The organism is Phenylobacterium sp., from assembly GCF_041913825.1.
Lineage (GTDB): Bacteria > Pseudomonadota > Alphaproteobacteria > Caulobacterales > Caulobacteraceae > Phenylobacterium.
Map to the genome: position 1 here is coordinate 34,130 of NZ_JAYSEO010000009.1, position 26,881 is coordinate 61,010.

At 70.0% G+C, this 26,881-nt stretch carries 24 protein-coding genes; 8 read left to right on the plus strand and 16 right to left on the minus strand.

Annotation, left to right across the window (positions count from 1 at the left end; all coding sequences use genetic code 11):
- Positions 1 to 99: 99 nt before the first annotated feature.
- The 12 genes from ACE3Q8_RS09040 to phhA all read right to left on the minus strand — a co-directional run bounded on the left by ACE3Q8_RS09040 (position 100) and on the right by phhA (position 10,578).
- Positions 100 to 573: an ImmA/IrrE family metallo-endopeptidase gene (locus ACE3Q8_RS09040; RefSeq protein ID WP_374469943.1), complete on the minus strand. Its 474-nt coding sequence runs from the start codon at positions 571 to 573 to the stop codon at positions 100 to 102.
- Positions 566 to 961: a hypothetical protein gene (locus ACE3Q8_RS09045; protein WP_374469944.1), complete on the minus strand. Its 396-nt coding sequence runs from the start codon at positions 959 to 961 to the stop codon at positions 566 to 568. The genes ACE3Q8_RS09040 and ACE3Q8_RS09045 overlap by 8 nt, the downstream gene beginning before the upstream one ends.
- A 71-nt stretch (positions 962 to 1,032) precedes the next feature.
- Positions 1,033 to 1,416: a hypothetical protein gene (locus tag ACE3Q8_RS09050; protein ID WP_374469945.1), complete on the minus strand. Its 384-nt coding sequence runs from the start codon at positions 1,414 to 1,416 to the stop codon at positions 1,033 to 1,035.
- A gap of 319 nt (positions 1,417 to 1,735) precedes the next feature.
- Positions 1,736 to 2,290, minus strand: coding sequence for a Panacea domain-containing protein (locus ACE3Q8_RS09055; RefSeq protein ID WP_374469946.1), 555 nt, complete (start codon positions 2,288 to 2,290; stop codon positions 1,736 to 1,738).
- Between the two features lie 168 nt (positions 2,291 to 2,458).
- Positions 2,459 to 3,253, minus strand: coding sequence for a hypothetical protein (locus ACE3Q8_RS09060; protein WP_374469947.1), 795 nt, complete (start codon positions 3,251 to 3,253; stop codon positions 2,459 to 2,461).
- A 194-nt stretch (positions 3,254 to 3,447) separates the two neighbouring features.
- Positions 3,448 to 3,882 carry a hypothetical protein gene (locus ACE3Q8_RS09065; RefSeq protein WP_374469948.1) on the minus strand — a complete coding sequence of 145 codons (435 nt, stop codon included), beginning with the start codon at positions 3,880 to 3,882 and terminating at the stop codon, positions 3,448 to 3,450.
- 526 nt (positions 3,883 to 4,408) lie between these two features.
- Positions 4,409 to 4,774 carry a Rieske (2Fe-2S) protein gene (locus tag ACE3Q8_RS09070; protein ID WP_374469949.1) on the minus strand — a complete coding sequence of 122 codons (366 nt, stop codon included), beginning with the start codon at positions 4,772 to 4,774 and terminating at the stop codon, positions 4,409 to 4,411.
- Positions 4,771 to 6,108, minus strand: coding sequence for a fumarylacetoacetase (gene fahA, locus ACE3Q8_RS09075; protein WP_374469950.1), 1,338 nt, complete (start codon positions 6,106 to 6,108; stop codon positions 4,771 to 4,773). The genes ACE3Q8_RS09070 and fahA overlap by 4 nt, the downstream gene beginning before the upstream one ends.
- Entirely contained in the window at positions 6,105 to 7,400 is a 1,296-nt protein-coding gene (hmgA, locus tag ACE3Q8_RS09080; RefSeq protein ID WP_374470079.1) for a homogentisate 1,2-dioxygenase, read from the minus strand. Before hmgA ends, fahA begins: the two co-directional genes overlap by 4 nt.
- A 13-nt stretch (positions 7,401 to 7,413) precedes the next feature.
- Entirely contained in the window at positions 7,414 to 8,487 is a 1,074-nt protein-coding gene (hppD, locus tag ACE3Q8_RS09085; RefSeq protein ID WP_374469951.1) for a 4-hydroxyphenylpyruvate dioxygenase, read from the minus strand.
- Between the two features lie 16 nt (positions 8,488 to 8,503).
- Complete coding sequence (locus ACE3Q8_RS09090) at positions 8,504 to 9,700, minus strand: amino acid aminotransferase (protein WP_374469952.1); 1,197 nt, start codon at positions 9,698 to 9,700, stop codon at positions 8,504 to 8,506.
- Entirely contained in the window at positions 9,700 to 10,578 is an 879-nt protein-coding gene (gene phhA / locus ACE3Q8_RS09095; protein ID WP_374469953.1) for a phenylalanine 4-monooxygenase, read from the minus strand. Before phhA ends, ACE3Q8_RS09090 begins: the two co-directional genes overlap by 1 nt.
- A 111-nt stretch (positions 10,579 to 10,689) precedes the next feature.
- Between phhA and ACE3Q8_RS09100 the strand changes: the two genes are divergently transcribed.
- The gene (locus ACE3Q8_RS09100) at positions 10,690 to 11,142 is read left to right on the plus strand and encodes an Lrp/AsnC family transcriptional regulator (protein WP_374469954.1); all 453 of its coding nucleotides are present in this window, start codon (positions 10,690 to 10,692) and stop codon (positions 11,140 to 11,142) included.
- A 1-nt stretch (position 11,143) separates the two neighbouring features.
- On the opposite strand, the gene ACE3Q8_RS09105 is transcribed toward ACE3Q8_RS09100, so the two are convergent.
- The 3 genes from ACE3Q8_RS09105 to ACE3Q8_RS09115 all read right to left on the minus strand — a co-directional run bounded on the left by ACE3Q8_RS09105 (position 11,144) and on the right by ACE3Q8_RS09115 (position 14,562).
- Positions 11,144 to 12,694, minus strand: coding sequence for a S10 family peptidase (locus ACE3Q8_RS09105; protein WP_374469955.1), 1,551 nt, complete (start codon positions 12,692 to 12,694; stop codon positions 11,144 to 11,146).
- Positions 12,691 to 13,944 (minus strand): aminotransferase class V-fold PLP-dependent enzyme, encoded by a 1,254-nt coding sequence (locus ACE3Q8_RS09110; RefSeq protein WP_374469956.1) that lies wholly within the window; start codon positions 13,942 to 13,944, stop codon positions 12,691 to 12,693. The genes ACE3Q8_RS09105 and ACE3Q8_RS09110 overlap by 4 nt, the downstream gene beginning before the upstream one ends.
- Positions 13,945 to 14,079: 135 nt before the next feature.
- A complete protein-coding gene (locus ACE3Q8_RS09115; RefSeq protein WP_374469957.1) occupies positions 14,080 to 14,562 on the minus strand; it encodes an Lrp/AsnC family transcriptional regulator in 483 nt (160 codons plus the stop codon).
- A 274-nt stretch (positions 14,563 to 14,836) separates the two neighbouring features.
- Here ACE3Q8_RS09115 and ACE3Q8_RS09120 point away from each other — a divergent pair, with 274 nt between their 5' ends.
- The 7 genes from ACE3Q8_RS09120 (at position 14,837) to ACE3Q8_RS09150 (ending at position 25,253) form a co-directional block, all read left to right on the plus strand.
- On the plus strand, positions 14,837 to 15,883 hold the full coding sequence (locus ACE3Q8_RS09120; RefSeq protein WP_374469958.1) for a pyridoxal phosphate-dependent aminotransferase: 1,047 nt from the start codon (positions 14,837 to 14,839) through the stop codon (positions 15,881 to 15,883).
- A 173-nt stretch (positions 15,884 to 16,056) separates the two neighbouring features.
- Positions 16,057 to 19,047 carry a TonB-dependent receptor domain-containing protein gene (locus tag ACE3Q8_RS09125; protein ID WP_374469959.1) on the plus strand — a complete coding sequence of 997 codons (2,991 nt, stop codon included), beginning with the start codon at positions 16,057 to 16,059 and terminating at the stop codon, positions 19,045 to 19,047.
- A 99-nt stretch (positions 19,048 to 19,146) separates the two neighbouring features.
- Positions 19,147 to 20,106 (plus strand): ornithine cyclodeaminase family protein, encoded by a 960-nt coding sequence (locus tag ACE3Q8_RS09130; RefSeq protein ID WP_374469960.1) that lies wholly within the window; start codon positions 19,147 to 19,149, stop codon positions 20,104 to 20,106.
- A complete protein-coding gene (locus ACE3Q8_RS09135) occupies positions 20,106 to 21,053 on the plus strand; it encodes an ornithine cyclodeaminase family protein (RefSeq protein ID WP_374469961.1) in 948 nt (315 codons plus the stop codon). The genes ACE3Q8_RS09130 and ACE3Q8_RS09135 overlap by 1 nt, the downstream gene beginning before the upstream one ends.
- Positions 21,054 to 21,055: 2 nt before the next feature.
- Positions 21,056 to 22,474 (plus strand): amidohydrolase family protein, encoded by a 1,419-nt coding sequence (locus ACE3Q8_RS09140; protein ID WP_374469962.1) that lies wholly within the window; start codon positions 21,056 to 21,058, stop codon positions 22,472 to 22,474.
- Positions 22,471 to 23,748 carry an amidohydrolase family protein gene (locus ACE3Q8_RS09145; RefSeq protein WP_374469963.1) on the plus strand — a complete coding sequence of 426 codons (1,278 nt, stop codon included), beginning with the start codon at positions 22,471 to 22,473 and terminating at the stop codon, positions 23,746 to 23,748. Before ACE3Q8_RS09140 ends, ACE3Q8_RS09145 begins: the two co-directional genes overlap by 4 nt.
- A gap of 14 nt (positions 23,749 to 23,762) precedes the next feature.
- A complete protein-coding gene (locus ACE3Q8_RS09150; RefSeq protein WP_374469964.1) occupies positions 23,763 to 25,253 on the plus strand; it encodes a hypothetical protein in 1,491 nt (496 codons plus the stop codon).
- 13 nt (positions 25,254 to 25,266) lie between these two features.
- Here the strand turns inward: ACE3Q8_RS09150 and ACE3Q8_RS09155 are convergent, their stop codons facing one another.
- Entirely contained in the window at positions 25,267 to 26,742 is a 1,476-nt protein-coding gene (locus tag ACE3Q8_RS09155) for a S10 family peptidase (protein WP_374469965.1), read from the minus strand.
- Positions 26,743 to 26,881 lie beyond the last annotated feature (139 nt).

Consider the following 26,881-nt stretch of genomic DNA (forward strand, 5'->3'; position numbering starts at 1 on the left):
GGTCGAGGCGGAACGCAACGAAAGGCTAACCGATTCTCACAGCCCCGGAGCATGCGTCAGGGGTTCGCACGACCAACCCTCGGAGACGGGCCAGATCACTCAGGGGGCTAGCCCGAGCTCCCGCAGACGGATGCGCAGGGCGGTGTCGGACACGTCGAACCGCTCGGCGAGGCTCGCGAGGACTTTATCGTCGCGGTATGCGCGCCTGACTTCCTGGGCTGGCAGAAGGAGCTGAGCGGCGAAGCGGTCAGCTTGGCGCTCCATGTCGTCGCCGAGATTCGGGCTGCGGTAGAGCGCGTTGTCCACGACCTCGTCCACGAGGTCCCGATGCAGCATGAAGTGCGCTAGTTCGTGGGCGAAGGTGAAACGCTGCCGGCGCGGTGCGTCATGGGAGTTGATGACGATGCGGTAGCCGGCCCGCGCGGCGTGGTCTCGGATCAGCTTGCCCGCGATGCTGTTCGCGAGTGGCGACCGCTCGACGGCCAAGCCAAGCTCGGCCGCCATGCCGTCGAGGTCAACAGGCGTCTGCTGGAGGTAGCGGTTGACGACCGCAGCCTCCCCCTCGTCAGCCATGTGAGCCATCGCCGTCACCGATCTTCAACGCCTCTGCCAAGTCTCCGCTTTCAACCGTCTGCGAGGGGGATCCCTCGGTAGCAAAGTAGAGCCGCACCATGCCCGGTAGTTCCCGCATGGTGAGCGTCCGCGCGGCAGCCGTGGCCTCAAGTTTTGCAGTTTCCTCGGCCGTCTCCCTCGCGACCTTCTCTGCGGCAGCCTTCGCGTTCTCCTTGAGCGCCGTGTAGCCCCACAGGGCAACGAGAGCGACGAAGATCGTCACGGCGGCTAGGATCACCGCGATTGCCGTCAGCAATATGGTGACGAGGTCTTGGTAGCTGAAGCCTTGCGGCGCGGCCTGGAGGCCTCGCGTGGAGATGAACCAGAATGCGAGGCCGAACAGCACCACGTTTAGCAGCAGGGTTAGGCGGTTGCCCCACTCCGCGACGCTTCTAAGAGCCGACCGAGAGGACACGCCGATCAGTCCCCTCGACCCCACCAGTCTTGATCGTCCGTCCCGGTGCGGCGCGCTTCCTCAGCCGCATGCTCCTGCATCTCGTCCCACAATTCGTTCGTGCCGGCCGCCATCTGGGCGAGCTGGCGGTAGTCGATAAGGTCAAGGTTGTCGGCGAACGTCACCGAGGCGTAGCGGGGGCGCTTCTTCGGGGGTTGCGGGAACTGAACCATGGCCAGACGCGCCGCGTGGAGGTCGCGGTCGAGAGCCCGGCTCTGTTCGTGCATCGCCGAGAAGGCGAACCTGAGGCCGGCAGCCGTGTAGGGCCGGCGACGGTAGTTGACCCCGGCGATGACGGGAGCGGTGCCGGGGGTGCCGAGGACCACGTCGGCGCAGTAATCGACGGACACGCCGACCGCCAGCTGGAGCCGCCCGAACTCCCTCGGGGTGGCCAGGAACCGCTCCCGCTGGACCAGGGCGTAGAACAGTTCGGCCAGCTCAAGGCAGGACTCCAGCTCCTTGCCCTTCCGCGAGTGCGCGGCGACTGCGGTCAGAATCTCATTGAGCGTCGGATGGGAGAGCGCGAACGGGAGGGGCAGGCTAAGGCCCCAAATGGCGTCCTCGACCAGCCTCAGGGATCGGTAGGAGATGAGGGCTGGTCCCAGGAGCTTTTTCAGCTGCTTGCGCTGCTCCGAGAGAGGCAGAGGCGCAATGTTCGCAATGTCCTCACTAGGTAAGGGGCGCTTCTTGGTCAGGGTCCGCTCCTAGATCGACGCCGTTCACCGCCAGCTTGTGCCGGTCGAATCGCTCGGAGATCAGCATATCAGAGATACGCATTCCTCGCCCTGGCCTCGTTCTAGCTTCGTTCGCGACCGCATGCCAGGGGCCGCCCGGCACGTGGGAGAGGGCGACAAGCCTGCTCGCGCTCAGCTTCCCCAGGGTAGCGACCACCCGGCGAGCCAGGGCTACCACGTCAGCGTCCTCGACGGGTTGGATGGGCAGGACCCGGCCCGTGGAGTAGTCTGACCGCGTCGCTCGCCACGAGATCGGGGCGCTGCCGGCGGCCTTGAAGGTCAGGTAGACGTTCGGATGCACGGGGCCGTAGGTCCAGGCCTCGAAATAGCCGTCCACTAGAGGCATGCGCGTGGTGCTGAGGTGCAGCCCATGAGTGAAGTAGAGCAGCTTCTGGAGCATCAGGTTGGTGACCGGCAGCTGCTGCTCCTCCGCGGTGTCCAGCAGTAGGTTCGCAATGGCGCGGGCATCAAACTGTGCGTTGTCGTTCACGTGAGTCCCGAGGCTGGCGCGGCCGGCACCATACGCCTCTGCGGCGGGAGAGGGTTAACGGCATTTAAGCCGGGCTGCTGCGGGCAGCCGGGCACCGCCCATCCGCCGCCCGCCTCGTGATCCACTACACCTTGGGGGCGGCGTGCTGGCGGTGGCGGGCCGATAATCCTAGCTGGAGCGGTCTCGCACCCGCCGGCTCGTCTCCCGAGGCACCCCCACGATGTCCCAGGTTTCATAGCGCGAATTGAAGGCGGGGCGGCGCACTTCGAGGATGTCGGCCGGCGGAATGGGCGCTGGCGAGGCGAACAGACCCGCTTCCTGGGCGAAGAACAGCCCGTCGTCGCCGGGGACGAGAGGGTTTTTTACCATCTGGTGCTCGACATCGTGATCGGCCACCCAGCGGGTGGGCATCTTGCATTTGAGGACGACAGGGGTGCTGGCATGCTCTTGAGCGGTCCTGCGAGCATGGAAGGCGGAGACCTGGGCCTCGGCCGCCAAATAGACGTGGTTCCGCCCCCCGTTCTCCCAGTTGGGGGGACGGTCGATGAGCAGGCCTTGCGGCAAAATGGTGGCCAGAGAGGCCTCAGAGGTGCCGTGGTAGACCACTGTTGGTAAGGCCCCGCTGATGTCACGGGCCGGTGTTTCGATAGTGTCGATAGTCCCGTCATCGGCGCGCTGCCGCCAGCAGCCATCAAGATGGTTGGTCGTCACGATCCGATGGATCACCGTCGAGCAGATCGGCTCGAGGCCCAGTTCGACCGCCTGGATGCGCAAAACATTCTTCACCACCTTCCCGACTAGAAGGTCGCGCCGCTCCCGGACAGAGGAGTGCATCAGGTCGAGAATCGAAGGTGGTGCCAACCCAAAGGGCGCTAGACCAGCAACTACTTTTTCCCAAGGATCGTCGCCGTCGAAATCGTAGCTGTTCGTCGCGTCCGCGATGATGAAGCGGCCTTCAAGCATGAGCTGTCCTGTTGTGCGGCGAGTTCAGCCGTCGCCTTGCCTGTCACGCAGGATGTTTAAAGCGAAGGTGTCTGCTTTCTACCCAGCACTGACCTCGGAAGCGTCCGCTCGCGGGCGCTCAACGAATTGACCCTGACGAACAATCACGCGGCAATCGATGGTCGATCAGGTGGTCGCTTGCGGGATTCGGCGCTTCAGCGCCTGTCGGCCACGAACATAGTTAGGGCCGCCGCGGCGAGGAGCGCCGAAAAGCCCATCAAAGGGACTCCCAGGGCAGTCAGCAGGCGCATCGGCGGTCCGCCAAGTTGGTCCCCGGCAAGGGTGAGCGCGAGGCCTAGACCGGCGGAACCCAGAAGGAGCGAGGAGGCCGCGACTAACTCCATCCCTCTCAGGCGCTCGCCGTGATGGTCGTAGCGGTCGCGCAGCCATTCCCTCAACCGAGCGCGGATGGCCGACTTCTTCCACTGCGGGTCGGCCGTGAGGGCGATCAAGAAGAACATCCAAGCGACCGCCCCCGCGCCGACCGTCTGCTCCCACTGCAGGGGCAACAAGGCAGCACTAAGCAGCGCGACGGCTGAGGCTACGAAGCCCATCCGCCAGAAGCTTGCGCCTTCTTTCGAGCTGTCCATCCCGTAGCCACCCACCCCATTGGATGCGAGGCACGCTACCTGGGCCGGATGTAGGCGCGCAATCACGCGAGGACGCGGAGAGCAGCCACCCGAAGGAGAGGGACGACAATGAGGAGCGCGGCGATGATCCAGCCCCGCCCCTTCAACCTCAAACAGCAGAGGGAGCGGACCTGAATTAGTCACGGTGGCGCACGGCAGCTGGGCAGCTCCGAGCAGTGATCGATGAGGCCAATCCTCGGACCCTTCAGCCTGCGGCTAGCAGCCCGTTTCGGTGGCCACGATGCTGCCGTCACAAAGGCGGGCGGTAACGTGAGGGGCTGCAAGGCCGCTCGGATCGCTGTTGGTCCCTCCGCAGGACTCGAACCTGCAACCGGAAGGCCGAGCCTTGCTGTGACACAGGCGGTGTGACACAACAGGCGTTGGCGCACCGCTAAGTGCCTGTTTTTGCTAGGTGCTGGCCGGCGCATAGGGTTTCCTGCCGGGCCCACCAGCGCATGTGCCGGGAGGCGGGCGCTGCCTGCCGGGATTACGCCGTCTGCAGCCAGCCGGCTTCGACGGCGACCGGCCAGGGGGTGAGCGTGGCGCCGGGGCAGGGGCCGCCGACACAGTGGCCGTCGTCCCAGTCGAACAGGGCCCCGTGCCAACTGCAGGCGATCAGGGCGCCGTCGCCGGTGAGATAGGCGTCCAGCGTCTGGGCCAGGGGCAGGCCGGCGTGGGGGCAGCGGTCCACATAGCCGCGGACGTCCTGCCCCCGCCGCACGACGAAGCCATGGAAGCGGCCCGCGCCGATCTGCAGCACGAAGTTGCGGGCGCCGCCGTCGGGGACGATCTCGACGGGCCCAAGGCGCACCCCGGCCGGGGTGGCGAACAGCCGGGCCGGGGGCTCGCTCACGGCGCGCAGGCCGCGGCCGGAGCCGGCGCCGCCGCGGGGATCACCACGCCCCGGCAGGGGCCGAAGCCGATCGGGACATACCCCTCGGCCCGCGCCCAGCCCGCCAGGATCAGCTCGTCGCCGTCCTGCAGGAAGGTCCGGGTCTCTCCCGTAGGCAGGCTCACGGGCCGCTGGCCGCCGCGCGTCAGCTCCAGCAGGCTGCCGACGCCGGCCTCGTCCGGCGTGGAGATGGTGCCGGTGCCGAACAGGTCGCCGGGCCGCAGGTCGCAGCCGCCGCTGGTGTGGTGGGCGGCCATCTGGGCCACCGTCCAGTAGAGATTGGTGGCGGGGCCCCGGCCCAGGCGGTGGGGCGGCGATCCCCGGCGGCGCATCTGCTCGCTGGCGATCAGCACCTCGAGTTCCAGGGCGAAGGCGCCGCTGGCCTGGTCGGTCTCGTCCCAGAGGTAGGGGAGGGGCCGGGGATCGCCCGCGGGGCGGGCGGGCTGCGCCGTGCGGAACGGCGCCAGGGCCTCGGCCGTGACGATCCACGGCGACACCGTGGTCATGAAGTTCTTCGCCAGGAAGGGACCCAGCGGCTGGTATTCCCACGCCTGCAGATCGCGCGCCGACCAGTCGTTGAGCAGGCACAGGCCGGCGATGTGGTCGGCCGCCCGCCCGATCGCGATGGGCTCCCCCAGGGCGTTGCCCGGGCCGATCCAGACGCCCAGCTCGAGCTCCAGGTCCAGCCGCTGGGCGGGGCCGAAGGTCGGCGCCTCGGCGTCGGGCGCCCTGCGCTGGCCGTTCGGCCGGCGCACCGCCGCGCCGGAGACGCGCACCGACGACGCCCGCCCGTGGTAGCCGATCGGCACGTGCTTGTAGTTGGGCAGCAGCGGGCTGTCGGGCCGGAACTGCCGGCCGACGTTCAGGGCGTGGTGGATGCCGGCGTAGAAGTCCGTGTAGTCGCCGATGGCGCACGGCAGGTGCAGCTCGCAGCGCGCCGTGGGGTAGAGCCAGGTCTCCACCTCCGGCCGGTCGGGAGAGCGGTCGGTGAGCAGCTCCGACAGGCGTCGCCGGAGCGCCCGCCGCGGGCCCGCGCCCAGGCCGAGCAGCGCGTTCAGCTCGCGGCCGGAGGCGGCCTCCGCCGCCAGCTTTGCGGGACCGGCGAGGAGTCCCGAGCGCGCCGCCAGGGACAGGTCGAGGATCATGTCGCCGATAGCCACCCCGCCGCGGGGACGGCCGCCCGGCGGGCTGAACACCCCCAGCGGCAGGTTCTGGATCGGGAACTCCGAGCCGTGCGCCGTCGCCACCCAGCTCCTGCGGGCCGGGTCGTGCGTGTCGTCGATCAGGTGGCTCACTTCGGCAGGTCCGCCTTGGCGAAGCCGTCCCAGCAGCCGTCGTAGTCCCGTTGCAGCGTCCCGGCTTCCATCGCGTAGCGCGTCGGGCGGATCACCCAGCGGCTCTCGAACATGAAGGCCATGGTGTTCTCGATCTTGTGCGGCTTCAGCTCGGCCGCCGTGGCCTTGGCGTGGCTCTCCAGATCCGGTCCGTGGCCGCTCATGCAGTTGTGCAGCGACGCGCCGCCGGGCGCGAAGCCGCCGGCCTTGGCGTCATAGGCCCCGTGCACGAGCCCCATGAACTCGCTCATGACGTTGCGGTGGAACCACGGCGGACGGAAGGTGTCCTCGGCCACCATCCAGCGGGGCGGGAAGATCACGAAGTCGCAGTTCGCCGTGCCCGGAGCCTCCGACGGCGAGGTCAGGACGGTGAAGATCGACGGGTCGGGGTGGTCGTAGCTGACCGTGCCGATGGTGTTGAAGCGGGCGAGGTCGTACCGGCAGGGCGCGAGGTTGCCGTGCCAGGCGACCACGTCCAGCGGGGAGTGGTCGAGGGTCGTGCTCCAGAGCCGACCCTGGAACTTCTGGATCACCTCGGTGGGCTCGTCCCGGTCCTCGAACCAGGCGACGGGCGTCTCGAAATCCCGGGCGTTGGCCAGGCCGTTGGCGCCGATGGGCCCCAGTTCCGGCAGGCGGAAGGGCTGCCCGTAATTCTCGCACACATAGCCGCGCGCGGGGCCGTCCAGCTCGACCCCGAAGCGGACCCCGCGCGGCACGACGGCGATGTGGCCGGGCGGCGCGTCGAGGCGGCCGAGTTCGCTGGCGATCCGCAGCACGCCCTCCTGCGGCACGATCAGCAGCTCGCCGTCCGCGTTGTAGAAGACACGGCCGCTCATGGAGCGGTTGGCGGCGTAGAGGTGGATCGCGATGCCGGCCCCCGAAGCCGCGTCTCCGTTCCCGGCGTAGGTCACGAGTCCGTCCACGAAGTCCGTGGGCTCGGAGGGCAGGGGCAGCGGGTCCCATCGCAGGCGGTTGGGATCGGCCGGCGTCTCGTCGAAAGGGCCGGAGCGCAGCCACCGCGCGCCGGCATAGGGCCGGTAGGGCGGATGCGACGCGCTCGGCCGCAGGCGATAGAGCCACGAGCGGCGGTTCTCATGGCGCGGCGCCGTGAACGCGCTGCCGGAGAGCTGTTCGGCATAGAGGCCGAAGGCCGGCCGCTGCGGCGAGTTGCGGCCCTGCGGCAGGGCGCCGGGCACGGCCTCGGTGGCGAAGCTGTTGCCGAAGCCGACGCCGTAGGCCGGCGGCGCGTTCACGCGGTCCGTCACGTCAGGCCTCGACCTGGATGACGCCCCGGCGGATCTGGTCGAGCTCGATGGACTCGAACAGCGCCTGGAAGTTGCCGTTGCCGAAGCCTTCGTTGCCCTTCCGCTGGATGATCTCGAAGAAGATCGGTCCGAACAGGTTCTCGGTGAAGATCTGCAGCAGGATCCCGTCCTTCTCCACGTCGCCGTCGATCAGGATGCGGTTCTTCTTCAGGCGGTCCAGATCCTCGCCGTGGCCGGGGACGCGCTTGTCCACGAGCTCGTAGTAGGTCTCGATGGTGTCCTGCAGCTTCACGCCGCGGGCGCGCAGGCGCTCGACGGTGTCGTAGATGTCCTCGGTCGTCAGGGCGAGGTGCTGGATGCCCTCGCCGTTGTACTCGCGGATGAACTCCTCGATCTGGCTCTTGTCGTCCTGGCTCTCGTTGAGCGGGATGCGGATGGCCTTGTCCGGCGCGATCATCGCCTGGCTGAAGAGGCCCGTCGCCTGGCCCTTGATGTCGAAGTACTTCTGCTCCTCGAAGCCGAAGATCTGATTGTAGAAGGCCGACCAGGTGCGCATCTGGCCGCGGCGCACGTTGTGGGTCAGGTGGTCCAGCAGGTCGAGGCCCACGCTGTTCGCCGCCTCGGCCTCCGCCGCGCCGGGGATCTGCTCCCAGCCGTCGTAGATCGAGCCTTTGTCGCCGAACCGGTCGACCAGGTACAGCAGGCTGCCGCCGATGCCTTCGAGCACGTAGGAGTCTTCACCCAGGGCGCCCTGGGAGGGGTCGGCCGCCTTGGCGCCGCGAGAGAGCGCCGTCTCGTAGGCGGCCTTGGCGTCCGCCACCCGGAAGGCCATGCCGTTCGCCGACGGTCCGTGGTCGCCGCGGAAGGCGGCGGCCTGCCCCGTGGCCTCCTGGTTCACCAGCAGGTTGGTGCGGCCCTGCTTGTAGCGCACGACGTCCTTCGATGGATGCCGGGCGTAGGCGGTGAAGCCCATCTGCTCCAGAAGCCCCTTCATCTTCTCCGGCTCGGGGCTGGTGAACTCGACGAATTCGAAGCCGTCCAGGCCCAGCGGGTTCTCGGCGGTGATCTGGCTCATGGTCTGCTCGCGTGTCTCAGTTGGGGACGCAGGCCGCGTAGGCGGCTGCGAAGGCGGGGATGGTCTCGGCCGTCAGGCCGGCGATGTTGATGCGGCCGTTGCCGGTCATGTAGACGCCGTGGTCGCGGCGCATGGCGTCCACCTGCGCGGGGGCGATCGGCAGAAGCGAGAACAGGCCGCGCTGGTTTCGGAACGGCTCGAAGCGCGGGTCGGCGTCGGCCAGGCCTTCACGGACCTCCTGCAGCCGCCGGCGCTGGGCGTCCAGCTCCTCGCGCCAGAGCCCGGTGAGCGCCGGGTCCTCAAGGATCACGCGCACCGCGGCGGCGCCGTGATCCGGCGGCATGGACCACGCACAGCGGGCGATCTTCAGCACGTTGGTGCGCGCCGCCTCGTGGTGGCGCCGGGCCCGGACGAACAGGGCGCCTGTCCGTTCGCGGTAGAGGCCGAAGTTCTTGTCGCAGGAGAAGGCGACCATGGCGTTGTCGACCGCCTCCATGACGATCCGCAGGCCGGCGGCGTCGGGTTCCAGGCCGTCGCCCAGCCCCTGGTAGGCGATGTCGAGCAGGGGCACGAGACCGCGGCCGGCGATCACCCCGGCCAACTCGCGCCATTGGCCGACGTCGGGGTCCGCGCCCGACGGGTTATGGCAGCAGGCGTGCAGCAGGACGACGTCGCCGGGGGAAGCCTGTCGCAGCGCCCCGATCATTTCGTCGAAGCAGAGCGTCTGCGACGCCTGGTCGAACTGGCGGAAGGTGGCGATCTGCAGCCCCGCCTCCGCGAAGATCTGGCTGTGGATGGGCCAGCTCGGCGCGCCGAGCCAGATACGGGCGCCCGGTCGCCCGGCCTGGGCGAGTTCGGCGGCGAGCCTGAGCGCGCCGGTGCCGCCGGGCGTCTGCACCGAGAACAGGTCCGAGGCGGCCGCGCCGTCGCCGAAGACGATCGGCTGGATGCGTTCGAGGAAGCCGAAATCCCCCTCGGGGCCGAGGTAGGCCTTGGTTTCCTGGATCTCGAGCAGCCGGCGCTCGGCGGCCTTCATGGCCTGGAAGACGGGCGTGCGGCCCTGCGCGTCGCGATAGACGCCGACGCCCACGTCGATCTTGTTCGGGCGCGGGTCGTCGCGGAACAGCTTGATCAGCGACAGCACGACATCCGGCGGCTGCGGGGTCAGGCCGGCGAACAGCACGTCCGACGAGGCCTCGAGCAAGGTGGTCATCAGGCGCGAACCTTCCTGGATTGGGCGTAGGCCTGGCTGCCGCGGTGCAGGACCGTGTCGCCCGGCTGGATGGTGGCGAGGTCGAGGTCGGAGGCCGTCTCCAGCTCGGCGTAGAGCGGCGCGAAGTCGGTCTCGAGCGTCTGGCGCAGCAGGTCTTCGAAGCTGTCGATGACGAAGTAGGTCTGCTGGTAGTCGTCGATCCGGTAGGGCGTGCGCATGACGCGCTTGAGGTCGAAGCCGATCCGGTTCGGGGAGGGATCGTCCAGCGCGAAAACGGACTCGCCGTAGCTCGAGACGATGCCGGCGCCGTAGAGCCGCAGGTCGCCGCCCTCGCGCACCAGCCCGAACTCCACGGTGTACCAGTAGAGACGCGCCAGTTTGTGCAGGGCGCCGAAGCCCAGGGAGCGCAGCCCGCCCTCGCCGTAGGCCTGCATGTAGTCGGCGAAGACCGGATCGGCGAGCAGCGGGACGTGCCCGAACACGTCGTGGAACACGTCCGGCTCCTGCAGGTAGTCGATCTGTTCGGGCGTGCGGATGAAGTTGCCGGCCACGAAGGTCCGGTTGGCGAGGTGGCGGAAGAAGACTTCGTCGGGGACCAGCCCCGGCACGGCGACCACGCGCCAGCCCGTCGCCTTCGTCAGCCGCTCCGAGAGCTCCTCGAAATCGGGGATGCCCGGCTTGGACAGCCGCAGAACGTCCAGGCCTTTGAGGAAGGCGGGCGTGACGCGACCCGGCAGCATGGCGCTCTGGCGTTCGAACAGCCGGTCCCACATCGCATGCTCGGCAGGCGTGTAGGCGGACCAGCCCTGCGGGACGGTCCAGTCCGCGGCGGCGCCTTCAGGCGGCGCGGGCGGCATATGGGCCTTAGGCTCGCTCATAGACGGAATCTAAGCGCATCCGCGCAGAAATGGCTTCCAAACTGTCCGGCCACGCGAGCAGGATTGGAACGCGAAGCCGAAAATCAGCCACCGCGCGAAAGGAACGTTTCATTGGACGAGATCGACCGCCGCATCGTACGCGAGTTGCAGGCCGACGCGGGGGTGAGTCACGCCGCCCTGGCGGAGAAGGTGGGGGCTTCGCCGACCTCGTGCTGGCGGCGGATCCGCGCGCTCGAAGAGTCGGGCGTCCTGCGCGGCGCCGTGCGGCTGGTGGATCCGCAGAAGGTCGGCCGCGGGGTCAGCGTGATGCTGCAGGTCCGCGCCAAGTCGCACGAGCCGGCGGTGCGCGAGGCGTTCGAGCGCTATCTGCTGGGCCGGCCGGAGGTGATGGAGTGCTACTCCATGTCCGGCGAGTGGGACTACCTGATGCGCATCGTGGTGCCCGACGTGGCCGGCTATGAGCGCTTCCTCATGCGCGAGCTGCTGGCGCACCCGAACGTCGACACCTCGGCCTCGCACTTCGCGCTGAGCCAGGTGAAGTACACCACGGCCGTACCGGTCTGAACTAGCTGGCGGCGCGGATGAGGGCGCGGACGTCGTCGGAGAACGCGGCCGCGGTGTCGCCCACGTAGAGCATGTGCCCTGAGGGATAGTCGCGGAAGGTCACCCGACCGACCGGCAACTGGGCCGCCTCGAGGCTGCGGCGCGCCGCCGCCGGGGTGGTGACCAGGTCGTAGTTGCCGGAGGCGACCAGCACGCGCAGCCGCTCGTTGCGCCGCATCGCGGTGGCGAGATCGACGGCGAAGCTCTGGCCGGGCGGCGTCTGGGCGCGCGTCCACTTCCATTTGGAGAGCAGATCCTTCCACACGATGGCCCCGTAGGGCCGGCCCATGTCGACCTTCAGGTCGTCGTGCAGCATCTGGTGGAAGGCGGCGATGAAGCCCGGAACGTAGCGGCCCATGGCTGGATCGTCGGCCACCGGTTCACCCCCGGACCCTGCGGTCGGCAGGGTGTAGCGGCCGTCGTAGAGCCCGACGCTGAGGCCCTTGTCGGCCAGGAGCTGGCGGGCGAACTGGCCGGTGCTGACCTTCAGGTCGCTGGCATAGGCCGTCGGCGGCAGGCCGGTGTAGCCGCTCAGCCTGGCGACCAGCGCATGCCGTTCCGCCGACGTGAGCGCGCCAGCGGCGCTGCGGCGGAGCGCATCCTCGTAGTCGGTGGCCGCGAACCGGTTGACCTCCGCCTGGAAGGCGGCGAGCGGCTTCGCCTGGTGCGCCGTCCGTCCGTGGGCCCAGGCGACCGCGGCCTGGGCAGTGAAATCGTCGGCGGCCGCGGAAAAGGCCCGCTCGGGCTTCGGCGGCACGTCGCGCCCATCAAACGTGGCGCCCAGCAGCACGATCCCGTTCACAGTGATGCCGCGCATCACGCCGAGGTAGGTCGGGCCGCCCATGAGAGCGCGCGGGAGCAAGGCGGCGCGCACGCTGCCGTAGCTCTCGCCCATCAGGAACTTGGGCGCGCCCCAGCGGCCATTCTCGGTCAGCCACAGCTCGATGAACTGGGCCACGGAATCGGCGTCCTGATCGACGCCCCAGAAGTCTTCCGGGCGGCCGCTCCCGACCGCGCGGCTGAAGCCGGTCCCCACCGGGTCGATGAACACCAGGTCGGCCACGTCGAGCAGGCTGTCCGGGTTGTCGGCGACCCCGAACGGCGGGACGTTGCTGGGGTTCACCTCGCGATCGAGCGCCACCCGGCGCGGGCCGACCACGCCCATGTGCAGCCACAGCGACGACGAACCCGGGCCGCCGTTGAAGACGAACAGGACCGGACGCCTGGGATCGCGCGGCCCGTCCTTGACGTAGGCGAAGCTGAAGATGCTGCCGATGGGCTCTCCGCCCGGAGACGACAGATAGGTCTCGCCGGCCGTGGCCGTGTAGTCGATCCGCTGACCGCGGATGGTGGTCCGATGCTTCGTGACGAACCGGCGCGGCGGGGCGGGCGCCGGCGCAGCGCTGGCCTCGGCGCGCGGCGCCGACACGGCCAGCTCGAACGGCGGGGCCTGGGCCGCCGCGGGGCCGGCGGAAAGCAGGGCGGCGGCGATCGCCGGAAGGAGCCGTGTCACGCGGGCGGAGCCTTCGGCAGCGCGGCGAGCAGACGGTCGATATCGTTCATGTCGTTGAAGACCGACACCGAGACGCGGAAGCGGTTCTGGGAGACCGTGATCCGTACGTCTCCCTTGGCCAGCGGATCGCGGAGCCTGCTCCGGGCGTCCTTGAGCGCGAATGCGACCAGCGGCGTGCGGGAGTCCAGCGGAGTCAGCGGCTCGTATCCCCGCCGGCGCAGCTCGGTCTGGACAGCGTCGATCATCGGCTGGCGCCAGGCCTGTATGCGGCCGACGTCCAGCGCCCGGATCCAGGGCAGGGTGTGGTCGAGCTGGACGACGCCGGTCCACGAGGTCGTCCCCATGCCGAAGAGGCCGGCGGCGTTGGGCTGTGCGGCATAGTCCGCGACCGCCGCGCCTGGGGCGTCGTAGGGGAAGACGTGCGTCTGGAAACGGCCCACCTGGTGGTAGCCCCACCAGGGCCGCTTCACCTTCTGCTGGAGTTCCTTACGCACGTAGAGGAAGCCCAGGCCGAAGTCGCCCATCAGCCACTTGTAGGAAGACGTGGCCGCGAAATCGACGCCCGTCGCCCGCAGGTCCAGGGGGACCGCCCCGGCGGCGTGCGCCAGGTCGGCGTAGACGTAGGCGCCGTGCGCATGCGCGATGTCGCAGACGCGCTTCAGGTCGTGCTGGAAGCCGTTGGTCGTGGAGACCGCGCTGATCGCGACCAAGCGGGTCTTGTCGTTCACCGCGGCGGCCATCTGGTCGAGGTCGATACGCCCCTCGCGGGTCATCGGCAGTGTGACGACGTCCACACCCGCCTTGGCCATCTCGCCGTAGGTGTAGAAGGAGCCGAAAAAGTGCAGTGCGTCGGTGACGATCCGTCCGCCGGCGACCGGCAGGCCCAGCCCCTGGAGGACCAGATTCTCGCCCATGGTGGTCGACTGGACGAGGCTGAGTTCGTCCGGGCTCGCGCCGACCAGCTCGCCGAACGCGGCGATGACGTTCCTCTCCTTCTCGCCCATGTCCAGGGCCGGGGCGTCGGCGGCGCGCGTCTTGTAGCGGAGGTAGTCTTCGAGCGCGGTGCGGGCGCCGAGCGGCATCGGATGGGTCGAGCCGGAGTCCAGATAGACGTACGGCATGGCTGCGAACGCCGATCTGGCGGGAAGGGCGGCCGGGGCGGCTGCGGGTGGGGCGGCCGCGGCTGCGCCGTCCGCCAGGGCTGGCGCGGCGGCTGCGGCGGCGACCAGGGCGCGGCGGGTGAACGTCATCCGAGTCTCCTCCCGCAGAGCCTAGCTTCGGGCGGCGGGATTGTTCTTTCGTTGTCCTGCGCCGCGGGAGGGCGCGGTGAATGGATTATGCGTGCGCTTCCAGGGGCGCGCATGCGCATGCCGGGGAGCAGGCCGTCAGCGGAATTGGCGTGCTCGCAGGGGCACCGCCGTCGTTGTCTTCGATTCCGCCAGCGTCACGATCGACCGGACGTCGACGACGCCCGGCAGCTTGAGCAGGACGGCGAACACGAAGTCCTGGTACCAGACCACGTCGGGGGCGAGGATCTTCATCATCGCGTCCATTTCCCCGAACACGGTCCAGCACTCCAGGATCTCGGGGATATTGTTGATCTGTCGGTAGAAGTCCGCCCGCTCGGCCTCGCTGAGCGTGGTCATCTTCACCTGCGCGAAGATCTGCATCGTGAAGCCCAGCTTCCGCGGGTCGACGATCGCCACCACCGAGGTGATGTAGCCCTCCTCCCGCAGCCGCTGGATCCGGCGCCAGCAGGGGGACTGGGAGAGGCCGACGCGCTCCGCGAGCTCCGCCGTGGACAGCGAGGCGTCGCGCTGCATGAGGTCGAGGATCTTGAGGTCGATGGTGTCGAGTTTGGTCGACATAGCTTATGCTCGCCTTTCCGTGCCTGTGCATAGCGGATGCGCAAACGGCTTCCGTCAAGCAGGACAACGACAAGAAAATCCCAGACGACGGATTACGATCTCCTCTGGCGTTGTGACGGGCGTTCCTTGATCGCCGCGCATGCAGTCGAGCTAGGGGGTCGCTTTGACAGTGTCGGAAGCCTCGCGGAGGCGGCGCGTCGCCGTTCCGGACGAGACCTATCCGCGTTGGGTCCGCACTGCGCTGGCGCGCCGCGCAAGCGATCCCGCCGCGGCGATGCTCTTCGACTCCACCATCCCGGAGCCTACCGACCTGCTGGCCGAGCTCGTCCGCAGCGCGTTCGCCGGCGGCGTCACCGACCGCTACGAGAGCGTCTTTTCGTCCGGCAACCGCTTCCTGGCCCGCGCCGTGGGCGCCCGATACGGCGTCGCGCCCGACCAGGTGATCAGCGCCACGGGGGCCACCAGCGCCATGGCCATGGCGATCCGCGCCTTCGTCCGCCCCGGCGAACGGGTGCTTGTGGAGCAGCCCGGCTTCGATCTGCTGGCGACGGTGGCCCGCGATGCAGGGGCGGTGGTCGACTGGCTGCCCCGCCGGGCCCCGCACTTCCAGGTCGACCCGGCCGAACTCGCAGCCGCGATCCGGCCGGACACACGCCTCGTCCTGCTCACCCACCTGCACAACCCCTCGGGCGTGGCCCTGGCCCCGGCGGCGCTGGATGAGATCGGCGGGGTCGCGCGCCGGGCCGGCGTGCCCGTGCTGATCGACGCCGTCTACGCCGACTTCCTGGGCTCGACAGCGGACCTGCTCCGCGCCCCGGAGTTCATCGTCACTGGCAGCCTGTCGAAGGTGCACGGCCTCTTTGCGCTCCGCTGCGGCTGGGTCGCGGCCTCGCCCGAGAACATCGCCCGGATCGAAGCTGCCAACCCTCAGGGAGACCTTGGCGTCTCAAAGCTGACGCACGCCCTGGGCGCTCTCGTCCTCGAGGACATCGCGCCCTTCGACGCGCACTGGCGAGGAGCGCTCGCCGCCGCGCGGCCGGTCGTGGAGCGGCACGCCCAGGCGATGATCGCCGCCGGGCTGCTGGAGGGGGAGGTTCCGCCGCACGGCTGCATGTACTTCCCCCGGGTCGTGGGCGTCTCCGACACCCTTCGCTTGGCGGAGGTGCTCTGGAGCGAGCATCGGCTGATCGTCGCGCCGGGCGAACACTTCGGCCTGGCCGGCCACGTGCGTATCGGCTTCGGCGCCAGGCCCGAGGAGCTCGACAGGGGGCTGTCGCGCCTGCGCATAGCGCTCGAAGCGCGCCGCAGCTTCAGCGCATAGGCCATGCAAGTTTCCGTTGCGGTTTGCATGACCGATCTGCGTCACAGCGATGACAGTGACGAGAACGCAAAGAAAATTCCCGCTCGGCTGACTAACCTAATCACGGGTCAGACCTGCGGAGACGGGCGGCCCAAAGGGACGCATCGGCGGTATCGGAAGTCTTGGGGGATAGGATGAGCGGGAATTCGGTTCGCGGGCGGCTGCTCGCTTCCAGCATCATGGTGGGCGCGGGCCTGCTGGTTTCGGCGGCGGCGGCGCCGGCCTATGCCCAGGACGAAGGCCAGGCCGTCGACGAGATCGTCGTCACCGGCTCGCGGATCCGGCGGGCGGAGACGACCACCGAGGCGCCGGTCGCTGTGCTGGACGCCCAGGCGATCGTCGATCGCGGCTTCGTCCAGGCCGGCCAGGCGCTCAACGAAGTCACCGCCAACATGCCGCAGTTCGCCATCGCGGGCGGCAGCGGCTCGGCGGCCGGCAACGGCCAGCAGTTCCCCAACCTCTTCGGTCTCGGTCCCGGCCGCACGCTCACGCTCGTGAACGGACGTCGGTTCGTGACGACCTCCGCCGGCTCGGGCGCCGGGGCGGGCGCAGGCGAGCGGGTGGTGGACACCAACATCATCCCGACCGGCCTCATCCAACGCATCGACATCGCCCAGGCGGGGGGCGCGGCGGTCTACGGCTCCGACGCCGTCGCGGGCGTGGTGAACTACATCCTGAAGGAGGACTTCGAGGGCCTGGAGCTGGACGCCCAGTACGGGATCAGCTCGCGCGAAGACTATCCGCAGCAGAGCCTGCGGGCCACGGGCGGCCGCAACTTCCTGGACGACCGCGCCAACGTCGCGGTGAACCTGGAATGGTCCAAGACCCGGCCGCTCTACGACTACGACCGGCCGCGCTCGAACCTCGGCCGCGTGACCATTTCGAACCCGGCGAACCGGGGGCCCTCGGATGGCGTCCCGGCGGTCACCGAGAACTTCGACACCCGGTTTGTCAGCTTCAACGCCAACGGCGTGCTGTTCAATCCCGGCCCGCCCTTCGCCAGCTCGATCTATCGCGTGAATGGGACGCCGCAGCAGTTCAGCCCCGACGGCCAGACGCTGATCCCCTACAGCGTCGGCGCCCTGCTCAACAACAACGTGCCGCCGTTCACCAGCGGCGGCGACGGCCAGCCCTACCAGGAACTCGCCGCGCTTTTCGCCGGCGTGGAGCGGTGGACCTGCACGGTCATCGGCCACTACGACCTCACTGACCGGATCAAGCTCTCGGGCGAGCTGCTGTTCGCCCGCGTCGAGACCCGCGACCCCTACGGCAACCAGGCCAGCAACACGGTCCTGAACAACGCCGCCAGCGGCTCCGGCCCGATCAGCGTCTCGCGGACCAACCCCTATCTGTCGGACGCGGTTCGCGCGGTCCTCGGCCCGGCCGGCGCGCCGCTCACCCTTTCGAAGTGGTGGGACGACCTGCTGCCGACCCGGGAGCAGACCTACCAGACCGACACCTTCCGCGCTCTGGTCTCGCTCGACGGCGACTTCGACTTCGCCGACCGCAACTTCTACTGGAGCCTGTCGTTCAGCCACGCCGAGGCCGACGGCAAGACGCGCGGCTACGGCGTCTATACCGCGCGGTTCAACAACGCGATCAACGCGGTGCGGAACAGCCAGGGCGCCATCGTCTGCGGCGTCAACGCCGACGGGACGACCGCCAACGACGATCCCGCCTGCGCGCCGATCAATCCCTTCGGGAACGGCAACGTCAGCCAGGAGGCGCGCCTCTACGCCACCAGCCTGATCGGCCAGGATTACCTGAACACCCAGGACGACTTCCTGGCGACCATCGGCGGCGATCTCTTCAATCTGCCGGCCGGCGCCGTGAAGTTCAGCGCCGCCTACGAGCACCGTGAGGAGAAGGCCAAGTTCGTCCCGCTCACGTCGCTGCAGCGGGGGCTCACCGGTTCCCAGTCGCCGACCCTGGCGACGGGCGGCGGCTACAACACCGAGGAGCTCTCCGGCGAAGTCCTCGTGCCGGTGCTGGGCGGCGACGTCACGCTGCCCTTCGCCCGTGCGGTGGAGCTGACCGGCTCGTATCGCTTCGTCGACAACTCGCTCGCCGGCAAGGAAGACGTCTGGGGCGTCGGCGGCCGCTGGGAGGTCGTCGAAGGCTTCAGCGTCCGCGCCTCCCGCAGCCGCAACTTCCGGGCGCCGAACCTGGATCAGTTGCTCGCGCCGCAACGCACCGTCCTGGCCAACACGGGGAACGATCCGTGCGATGCGGACCGGATCGCCGGCGGCCCGAACCCGGCCGTCCGCCGCGCCAACTGCGAAGCCCTGTTCGCGGCCAATCCGGGCTACGGGCCGTTGGCCACCTTCCAGAACCAGTCCGAGAACTTCAGCCGGGCGCTGGTGACCTCGGGCGGCAACCCCGACCTGCGGAACGAGATCTCGAAGACCTGGACCTACGGTTTCGTCTTCCAGCCCACCTTCGTGCCGGGACTGTCGATCGTCGCCGACCGCGTCGAGGTGGACCTGAAGGACGGCCTGTCCAACTTCACGCCCGCCAGCTTCATGGCGACCTGCTACGACTCGGTCGACCAGCCGGAGGACATCTGCGGCACCTTCACCCGCGACGCCCAGGGCAACACCGCCACCGCGCTCTCCACCACGTTCAATGCGGGCCGGATGACGTTCCGCGGCGAGGTCTACAACATCAACTACAGCTTCCCGATCGGCCGCTACTTCGACGACGCGGACCTGGGCGAGCTGGAGCTGAACTTCGAGGCCACGCGCATCGAGAAGTACGAGATCTCGGTCACGGGCGTGGACCGGACCCGCGTCGACAACACCTCTTCGACGACGGACTTCGGCCCATCGCCGGACTTCGCGGGCAAGTTCGACGCACGCTATCGCAAGGGGCCGCTGCGGCTCACCTACACGGTCAACTACCTGTCGCCGGTGAAGGCCACCTACACCTCCACCATCGAGGATGTGCCGGTGCCCCACATCAAGGAGAACTGGCGCCACAACGTGTCGGGCTCCTACGACTTCGGCGCCTATACGCTGCGCGCGGGCGTCACGAACCTGACGGACGAGCAGCCCTCGTATCCGACGCGGACTTACGGCGACATCCTGGGCCGGCGCTACTTCGTCGGCGTCAACGCCCGGTTCTAGGCTAGTAACGGCCCGGGCTGAGGTTCGGGCCGGGTACCAGACGGCGGCGCCACCCCAGGGCGCCGCCGGCTTCTGTTTCCAAGGGGGTGGCGAGGAGAGATGGGAGCGACCATCGCCGGCATCGAAGTGCTGGACGCCGCCGCCGTCCGCGCCGCGCTGACTCACGAGGCCGCCATTCCGGTCCTGCGCCGCGCCATGGTCGCCCTGTCGTCCGGCCGCGTGCGCCAGCAACTGCGCAGCTTCATCGGCCTGGGACCCGGCCGCACCTTCGCCATCATGCCGGCCGCCCTCGACGAGACGGCGGTGTTCGGGGCCAAGCTCGTCAGCGTCTTCGCGGACGGGAAGGGCGGCAAGTCGCACGAGGGGCTGGTGGTGCTGTTCGACGGGGAGGGCGGGGCGCCTGTCTGCCTGGCCGACGCGGGCGAGGTGACCGCCATCCGCACCGCCGCCGCCAGCGCGGTGGCGACCGACGCTCTCGCCCGCGCCGACGCGCGCCGGCTGGCGGTCCTGGGAACCGGGCGTCAGGCCGAGGCCCACATCCGCGCGATCGCTCACGTCCGGGTGCTGGAGGAGGTCCGCGTCTGGGGCCGAGACGCTGTGCGCGCCGCGGCCTTCGCCGCCCGGATGACGGACGCGACCGGGCTGCCCTGCCGGGTGGCCGGCGACGCAGAGACCGCCGTGCAGCACGCCGATGTGGTCTGCACGGTGACGACCGCCGCCGACCCGGTGCTGGAAGGCGCCTGGATTGCGCCTGGGACGCACGTGAACCTGGTGGGCTCGAGCGGCCCCGCCCAGGCCGAGGCCGACGGGGCCCTGGTCGCGCGCAGCCGCTACATCGTCGACCATCGCGAGCATGTGCTGGTCCACGGCGGCGAGTTCCTCCGCGCCAGGGCGGCGGGAATGGCGGACGAGAGCCACATCGCCGCCGAGATCGGCGAGGTGCTGGCCGGGGCGGCGCCCGGCCGTACGTCCGATGCGGAGGTCACCCTCTACAAGTCGCTTGGCCATGCGGTGCAGGATCTCGCCTGCGTCGCCTGGCTGAACGGGAGGCCGGCCTGATGCGCGTCATCGACCAGGACGAGGTCCGCCGACGGCTCACCTACGAGGTCTGCATCCCGCTGGTGCGCGACGCGATGGTCGCGCTCTCCCGTGGCCAGACGCGTCAGTTGCTCCGCGCGATCATCCCGCTGGGGGACGGCCGGATGTTCGGCGTCATGCCAGGCGCCCTGGGTGAGCGGGCGGTGTTCGGCGCCAAGCTCATCAGCGTCTTCCCGGAGAACTTCGCCAAGGGCGTCCAGTCCCATCAGGGCGTGGTGGTGCTGTTCGACGGCGAGAGCGGCGTTCCCGTCTGCGTCGCCCACGCGGGCGAGATCACCGCCATCCGCACCGCGGCGGCCAGCGCCGTCGCGACCGACGCCCTGGCTCGGCCCGAGGCGCGCCGGCTGGCGATCCTCGGCTATGGCGAGCAGGCCATCACCCATGCCCACGCCATATCCCGCGTCCGGCGGCTGGAGGCGATCACCATCTGGGGCCGGTCGCCCGAGCGCGCCGCCGCCGCCGCGAGGCGGCTGGAGCGCGAACTCAGGATCCCGAGTTTCGCGGCGCCCGCGGCCCGGCAGGCCGTACAGGGCGCCGACATCGTCACCACCGTGAGCGGCGCTTCCGAGCCGATCCTGGAAGGCGCGTGGCTGGCGCCCGGCGCGCACGTCAACCTGGTGGGCTCCAGCTACGCCGGCCCCAGCGAAGCCGACCACGAGGTGGTCACCCGCGCCCGGTTCATCGCGGACAGCCGCGAGGGCGTGCTGGCCCAGGGGGCGGAGTTCCTCCGCGCCAAGGCCGCGGGCCTGGTGGACGACAGCCACGTGGTCGGCGAGATAGGCCAGGTGCTGGCCGGCGACCTTCCGGGCCGGCAGTCCGCCGACCAGGTCACGGTCTACAAGTCGTTGGGCCACATCGTGCAGGACCTCGCCGCCGCCCAGGCGCTCTACAACCAAGGACAGCAATGACGATGCGGCTCACGGCCTTGCTCGCGAGCCTGGCGCTCGCCGGCTGCGCCACGCAGGCGGCCGCGCCGCCGCAGCCGGCGCCGAAGCCCGCGCCTGTCCGCGCCGGGCTCGACCCCAGCTTTGAACTTGACGCCTTCCCGTCCACCTACCGGCCGGCGTCTTCCGAGCCGGTGGCGATCGTCAACGCCACGATCCTCACCGCAGCCGGCCCCCGGATCGACGCCGGCGTGCTGCTGATCCGCGACGGTAAGGTGGCGGCGGTGGGCCGCGACGTGGCGGTCCCGGCGGGCGTGCATGTGATCGACGCCCGGGGCCGCTGGGTGACCCCCGGCATCATCGACCCGCATTCGCACATCGGCGTCGGCTCGAGCCCGGGCGAGGCCAATGGCGACGGCTCCAACGAGTCCGGGCCGAACGCCGCCGGCATCTGGGTCGAGCATGCGGTCTGGCCGCAGGATCCGATGTTCGAGCGCGCGCTGGCGGCGGGTGTCACCACCACCATGATCCTCCCCGGGTCGGCCAACCTGTTCAACGGCCGCACCGTCACGCTGAAGACCGTGCCGGCGCTGTCCCCCCAGGCCATGAAGGTCCCTGGCGCGCCGTACGGCCTGAAGATCGCCTGCGGCGAGAACCCCACCGGCGGCGGGCCGGGCAAGCCCGGCACCCGGGCCGGCGGCATGCTGGGCTACCGCACCACCTTCGCGGCCGCGGCCGCCTATGCCGACCAGGTCCGGGAGTACCGCCGGAAGAAGGACGCCGGTCAGCCGGCCCAGCCGCCGCGCCGGGACCTGGCACTGGAAACCGTCGCCGCCGCCCTGGAAGGGCGGGCCAAGGTGCACATCCACTGCTACCGCGCCGACGAGATGCTGCAGATGATCGATCTGTCGCACGAGTTCGGCTTCAAGATCGCCGCCTTCCATCATGCGCTGGAGGCCTTCAAGATCGCGCCGGTGCTGGCGCGCGAGGGCATTCCCGTCGTCACCTGGGCCGGGGACTGGTCCGGCTACAAGATGGAGGCCTACGACTCCGTCATGGAGAACGCGGCCTTCGTCCAAGCCGCGGGCGGTATGGCCGCCATGCACTCCGACAATGTCATGCTGATGCAGCACCTGAACCACGAGGCCGCGCGGGCGATGACCGCCGGCAACGAGGCCGGCCTGCGGGTGACGCCGGAGGATGCGATCCGGTGGCTCACGCTCAATCCCGCGCGGATCCTCGGGATCGACGGGCAGACCGGCTCGCTGGAGCCGGGCAAGGCCGCCGACGTGGTCCTGTGGAGCGCCGATCCGTTCAGCGTCTACAGCCAGCCCGACCTCGTGTTCGTCGACGGCGCGCTGATGCATGACCGCGCCCGCCCGCCGGAGCGGCCCAGGTCGGACTTCGAACTGGGCGCCCAGCGCCGTCCGGAGGCCTCCCGATGATGCGCAAGCTGATCCTCGCCGCCGTGCTGGCCGCGTCGGCGGCGCCGGCGGCGGCCGAGACGATCGCTATCGTGGGTGCGCGGGTGGTGAGCCTTGGCCCGGCCGGCGACATTCCCCGCGGCACGGTGCTGGTCCGCGACGGCAGGATCGCGGCGGTGGGAGCCGCGGTGCGTGTGCCCGCCGGCGCCAAAGTGATCGACGCGACGGGCCAGACGGTCACGCCAGGGCTGGCGGCCACCGTGTCGCCGCTGGCGCTGAACGACACGATTGGCAGCGGGTGGGGCGGCCGCGGGTCTACCAATGAGCGGCTCAGCGCCGGCTTCGACGTGGCCTACGACGTCAACCCGGACTCGCCGCAGATCCCCGAGGCGCGCGTCGAGGGCGTGACCTGGGCCGTGCTGGCCCCCAATGCGCCCGGGCCGGCCGCCGGTGCGCCGCGCAAGGTGTTCGGCGGCCAGGCCGCCATCGTGCGGCTCTCGGCGGACGGGGACTACCTGGTCGCGCCGCACGTGGCGGTGGTCACGGCGGTGGGCGAGGGCGGGGCGGCCGCAGCGGGCGGAAGCCGCGGCGCCTGGCGGACCCTCGTGAAGCAGTCCCTGGCCCTGGCCCGCGACTACCGCCGGGGCCGGGTCGACGATGGGCGGCTGGAGGAACTGTCCCTGTCGCGGGCGGACCTCGAAGCTCTGGTCCCGGTCGTCGAACGGCGTCGCCCGCTCTTGGTGGAGGTCAACCGCGCTTCCGACATCCGGCTCGTCCTGGACGTCGCGCGCGAGGAGAACGTCCGGGTCGTCCTGTCCGGCGCCGCCGAGGCCTGGATGCTGGCGCCGCAGATCGCCGCCGCGCGGGCGCCGGTGGTGCTGGACGCCGAGGACAACCAGGCCTTCACCTTTGAGAGCCTGAACGCCACCTACCGCAACGCCGCCATCCTGCATGAGGCGGGGGTGCTGATCGCCTTCAAGCCCGGCATCGCCCGCATTGTCTTCCTGATCCGCACGCCGCGCTTCCTCGCCGGTCGCACGGTGCGCTTCGGCCTGCCCTGGGAGGCGGCGCTCGCCGCGATCACCGTGAACCCCGCGCGCATCTTTGGCTTCGACGACCGGCTGGGCTCTATCGCTCCCGGGCGGGACGCCGATCTCGTGATCTGGAGCGGCGATCCCCTGGAGACCACCACCGTCGCCCGCCGGGTCCTGATCCGCGGCGCCGAGCAGCCCATGACCTCGCGCAGCCGCGAGCTTCGCGACCGATACATCGGCGCCGTCCGCCCGGCGCGCTGAGAGAAGGACCACCGATGCCGCCTATAACCCGCCGGACGCTGGGCGCCCGGGCCACGTCCTCGCTGCTGTGGCTGGGCGCGTCGGCGCTGCCCGGCGTGTCCGCCGCCGCCGAGGCGCAGGTTCCGGCGCCGGCGACCATCCGCGGGGTCGCGCGGATCCGCGGCAAGACCATCCCGTACCGCGCGGTGGCCTCCGAGATCGTCCTGCCGACCGCCACGGGCGCCCCGGGGGCCACCGTCTTCTCCGCCGCCTATTTGGCGGAGGGCGCGGCCGCGGCCAGGCGGCCCGTAACCTTCCTGTTCAACGGCGGGCCGGGCGGCGCAACCATCGCGCTGCGCGAAGGGCTCGCGCCGCGCTTGACCGTCAACGCCGCGACGCCTGACGGCTTCGCCTTCGCGGACAATCCGCACAGCCTGCTGGACGTCTCAGACCTGGTGTTCGTCGACCCGCCGGGCGTGGGCTACAGCCGCTTCCTGACGGAAGGCGCGGAGCGCGAGTTCTGGGGCGTGGAGGAGGACGCCCGCGCCGTGGCCGCCTTCATCCGCGAATGGCTGAGGGCGAACGGTCGAGCGGCCTCGCCCAAGTTCCTCGTGGGGGAGAGCTACGCCGGCATCCGCGTCGGCTTCGTCGCCGAACTGCTGGCCGCCGAGCCGCGGCCCACCCGGATGGCGGGGGTGGTGCTGGTCTCGCCGTCCACGGCGACGCGGGGCCGGCCGCCCCTGGCCGGGCCGGCCGATCCCGCCGTGCGCGCCCTGCCGAGCCAGGCGGCGGCGGCCTGGTATCACGGCCGCGGCGCCTACAGGGAGCGGCCGGTCGAGGCCGTGGCCTCCGAGGCGCACCGCTTCGCTTCGGGACCGTACGCGGCGGCGCTCGCGAAGGGGGCCGCGCTCCCGGACACCGAGGCCGAGCAGATCGCCGCCCAGGTGGCGCGCTACACGGGCTTTCCGGCTGCGACGGTCCGTGAGGCTGGGCTGAAGATCCCGGTCGACCGCTTCGTGCGCGAGCTGCTGTCCGATACGGGCGAGCGCATCGGCGGTTCGGACGCGCGGGCCAAGGCGCCCCGCAGCATCACCGACACGAAGAAGCCGCCCTACGACGACCCGTCCACCTCGCCCTACACGCTGAAGTACGATCTGACGAAGGCGGTCGAGGGCCTGTTCCGCGGGGAGTTCGGCTATCGCCCTGCCAGTGGTTACGTGCGTCTGTCCTATCCCGCCAACGAGCGCTGGAACCACAGCGTCGCCCGCGGGCCGGTGAGCATGCCGCTGCTGTTCAAGGACCTCATGGCCCAGGACCCGGCGCTGAGGGTCACCCTGATGCTGGGCTACTACGATCTGACGATCCCTTACGCCGGCCCCCTGGAGGAGTACCTCGCTGCGGGGTTGCCGAAGGGTCGCTTCACGCAGAGCGTCTATCCGGCCGGCCACGCGGTCTTCTCCGATGACGCGACACGCCGCCAGGCCACCGACGACCTGCGGGCGTTCTACCGGGCGGCGCTGGGCTGATGGGGCCGGGCGGCTAGAGCCGCCGGCCCGTCACGAAGGCGCGAATGTCGTCGTTGAAGGCCTTCAGCGTCGGCTCGTGGGTGTAGGCCATGTGGCCGCCGAGGTACTGCCGCTGGATCACGCGGTCCCGGGGATAGTCGCTCTGGGTGACGAGGTAGCGCGCGGGGCCCACCGTCGTCGTCAGGTCGAAGACCCCCGTGCCCACCATCAGGCGGAACCGTGGGTTGGCGCGGAACGCCTTCGAGATCTCGGCCTGGTAGTCGAAGTCGTAGAAGGGGCCGCCGGGCCCCAGGGTCGGCGCCCAGGTCCAGGTGTTGGTCTGGGGCGCGGAAGGGCGGTAGTCGGACGCGGGCCAGGTCACGCCCAGGTTCCTGGCGTAATGCTCGAGCATGGTCGGCCCGATCGCCTGCATCGGCTTGGCGGAAGGGTCGGCCAGGCGCTGGCCCGGCTGGGGCAGGGGGCCGACGTAGCGGGCGTCGTACATCCCCAGCATCAGGCCCTGGTCCTTCAGCAGCTCGCGCTGGAAGGCGAGCTTGGTGATCTTCAACTCGTTGGCGAGGTAGTAGTCGGCGCCGATGCCGGTGACCGCCTGCAGGCGCCGCGCCATGGCCTCGCGGTCGGCGGCCGGCAGGTCGGCGCCTTTCAGCAGGGCCTGCAGATAGTCCCCCATGCCGAAGGCGTAGGCGTCGTCGATGATCTCGTTCATCGGCCGGTCGCTGCGTTCGGCCTTGCCGTGGTAGGCGGCGATGGCGGCCAGCGCCGTGATGTTGGTGGCGTAGGAGACCACGTTCTTCGCCCGCTGGCTGGTCTCGATCATGTTCACCGCCTGGCCGAAGATGAACACACCGTCGAGCGGCATGGTCGTGGCCAACTGCCCCGCCATGAAGGCGGCGCGGAGCGTGCCGTAGCTCTCTCCGAGCACGTACTTGGGCGAGGCCTCCCGGCCGTTCGCGCGGCACCAGGCGATGACGAAGTCGGAGACCGACTGGGAGTCGCCCTCGACCGAATAGAACTCTTCGCGCTTGCCGCCGGGCAGCACCCGGCTGAAGCCGGTCTCGGCCGGATCGACCATGACGATGTCGACGGCGTCCAGCGGCGAGTAGGTGTTGTCGACGAGCTGCGGCGCGGGCTCCGGCGCGCGCGGATCCTGCGCCACAAGCGGCCGCTTCGGCCCCAGGGCCATCATGTGCAGGGTCTGGGAAGAACTGCTGGGGCCGCCGTTGAAGGCGAACAGGACCGGCCGGGCCGGGTCGGCCCTTTCGCGCACGTACGAGGTGCTGACGAGGCGGACGGTCGGCGTCCCCGTGGCGTCGCGCAGGATGGTCTCGCCCACCGTGGCGACGTAGCTGAGCCTGCGGCCGTTGAAGACGCCGGAGCGCCGGGTCACGAAGGGGCCGCCTGCCGCCTGGGCGACCGCCCCGCCGGCTCGGGCCAGCCCCGCCAGGGCCGCGCCGCCCGCCAGCCACTCGCGCTTGGTGATCGACGCCATCAGGTCCCCCGTCCTCCGATATGCCGCCACCCTATCGACCAGTGGGCGGATTTTCTTTTCGTATGCGTGCGCGACCGCAGCTGTCCCGACATAGCCTATGCGACGCTTTGCGCCGGCCCGCATTGAACGTGTCGACCTT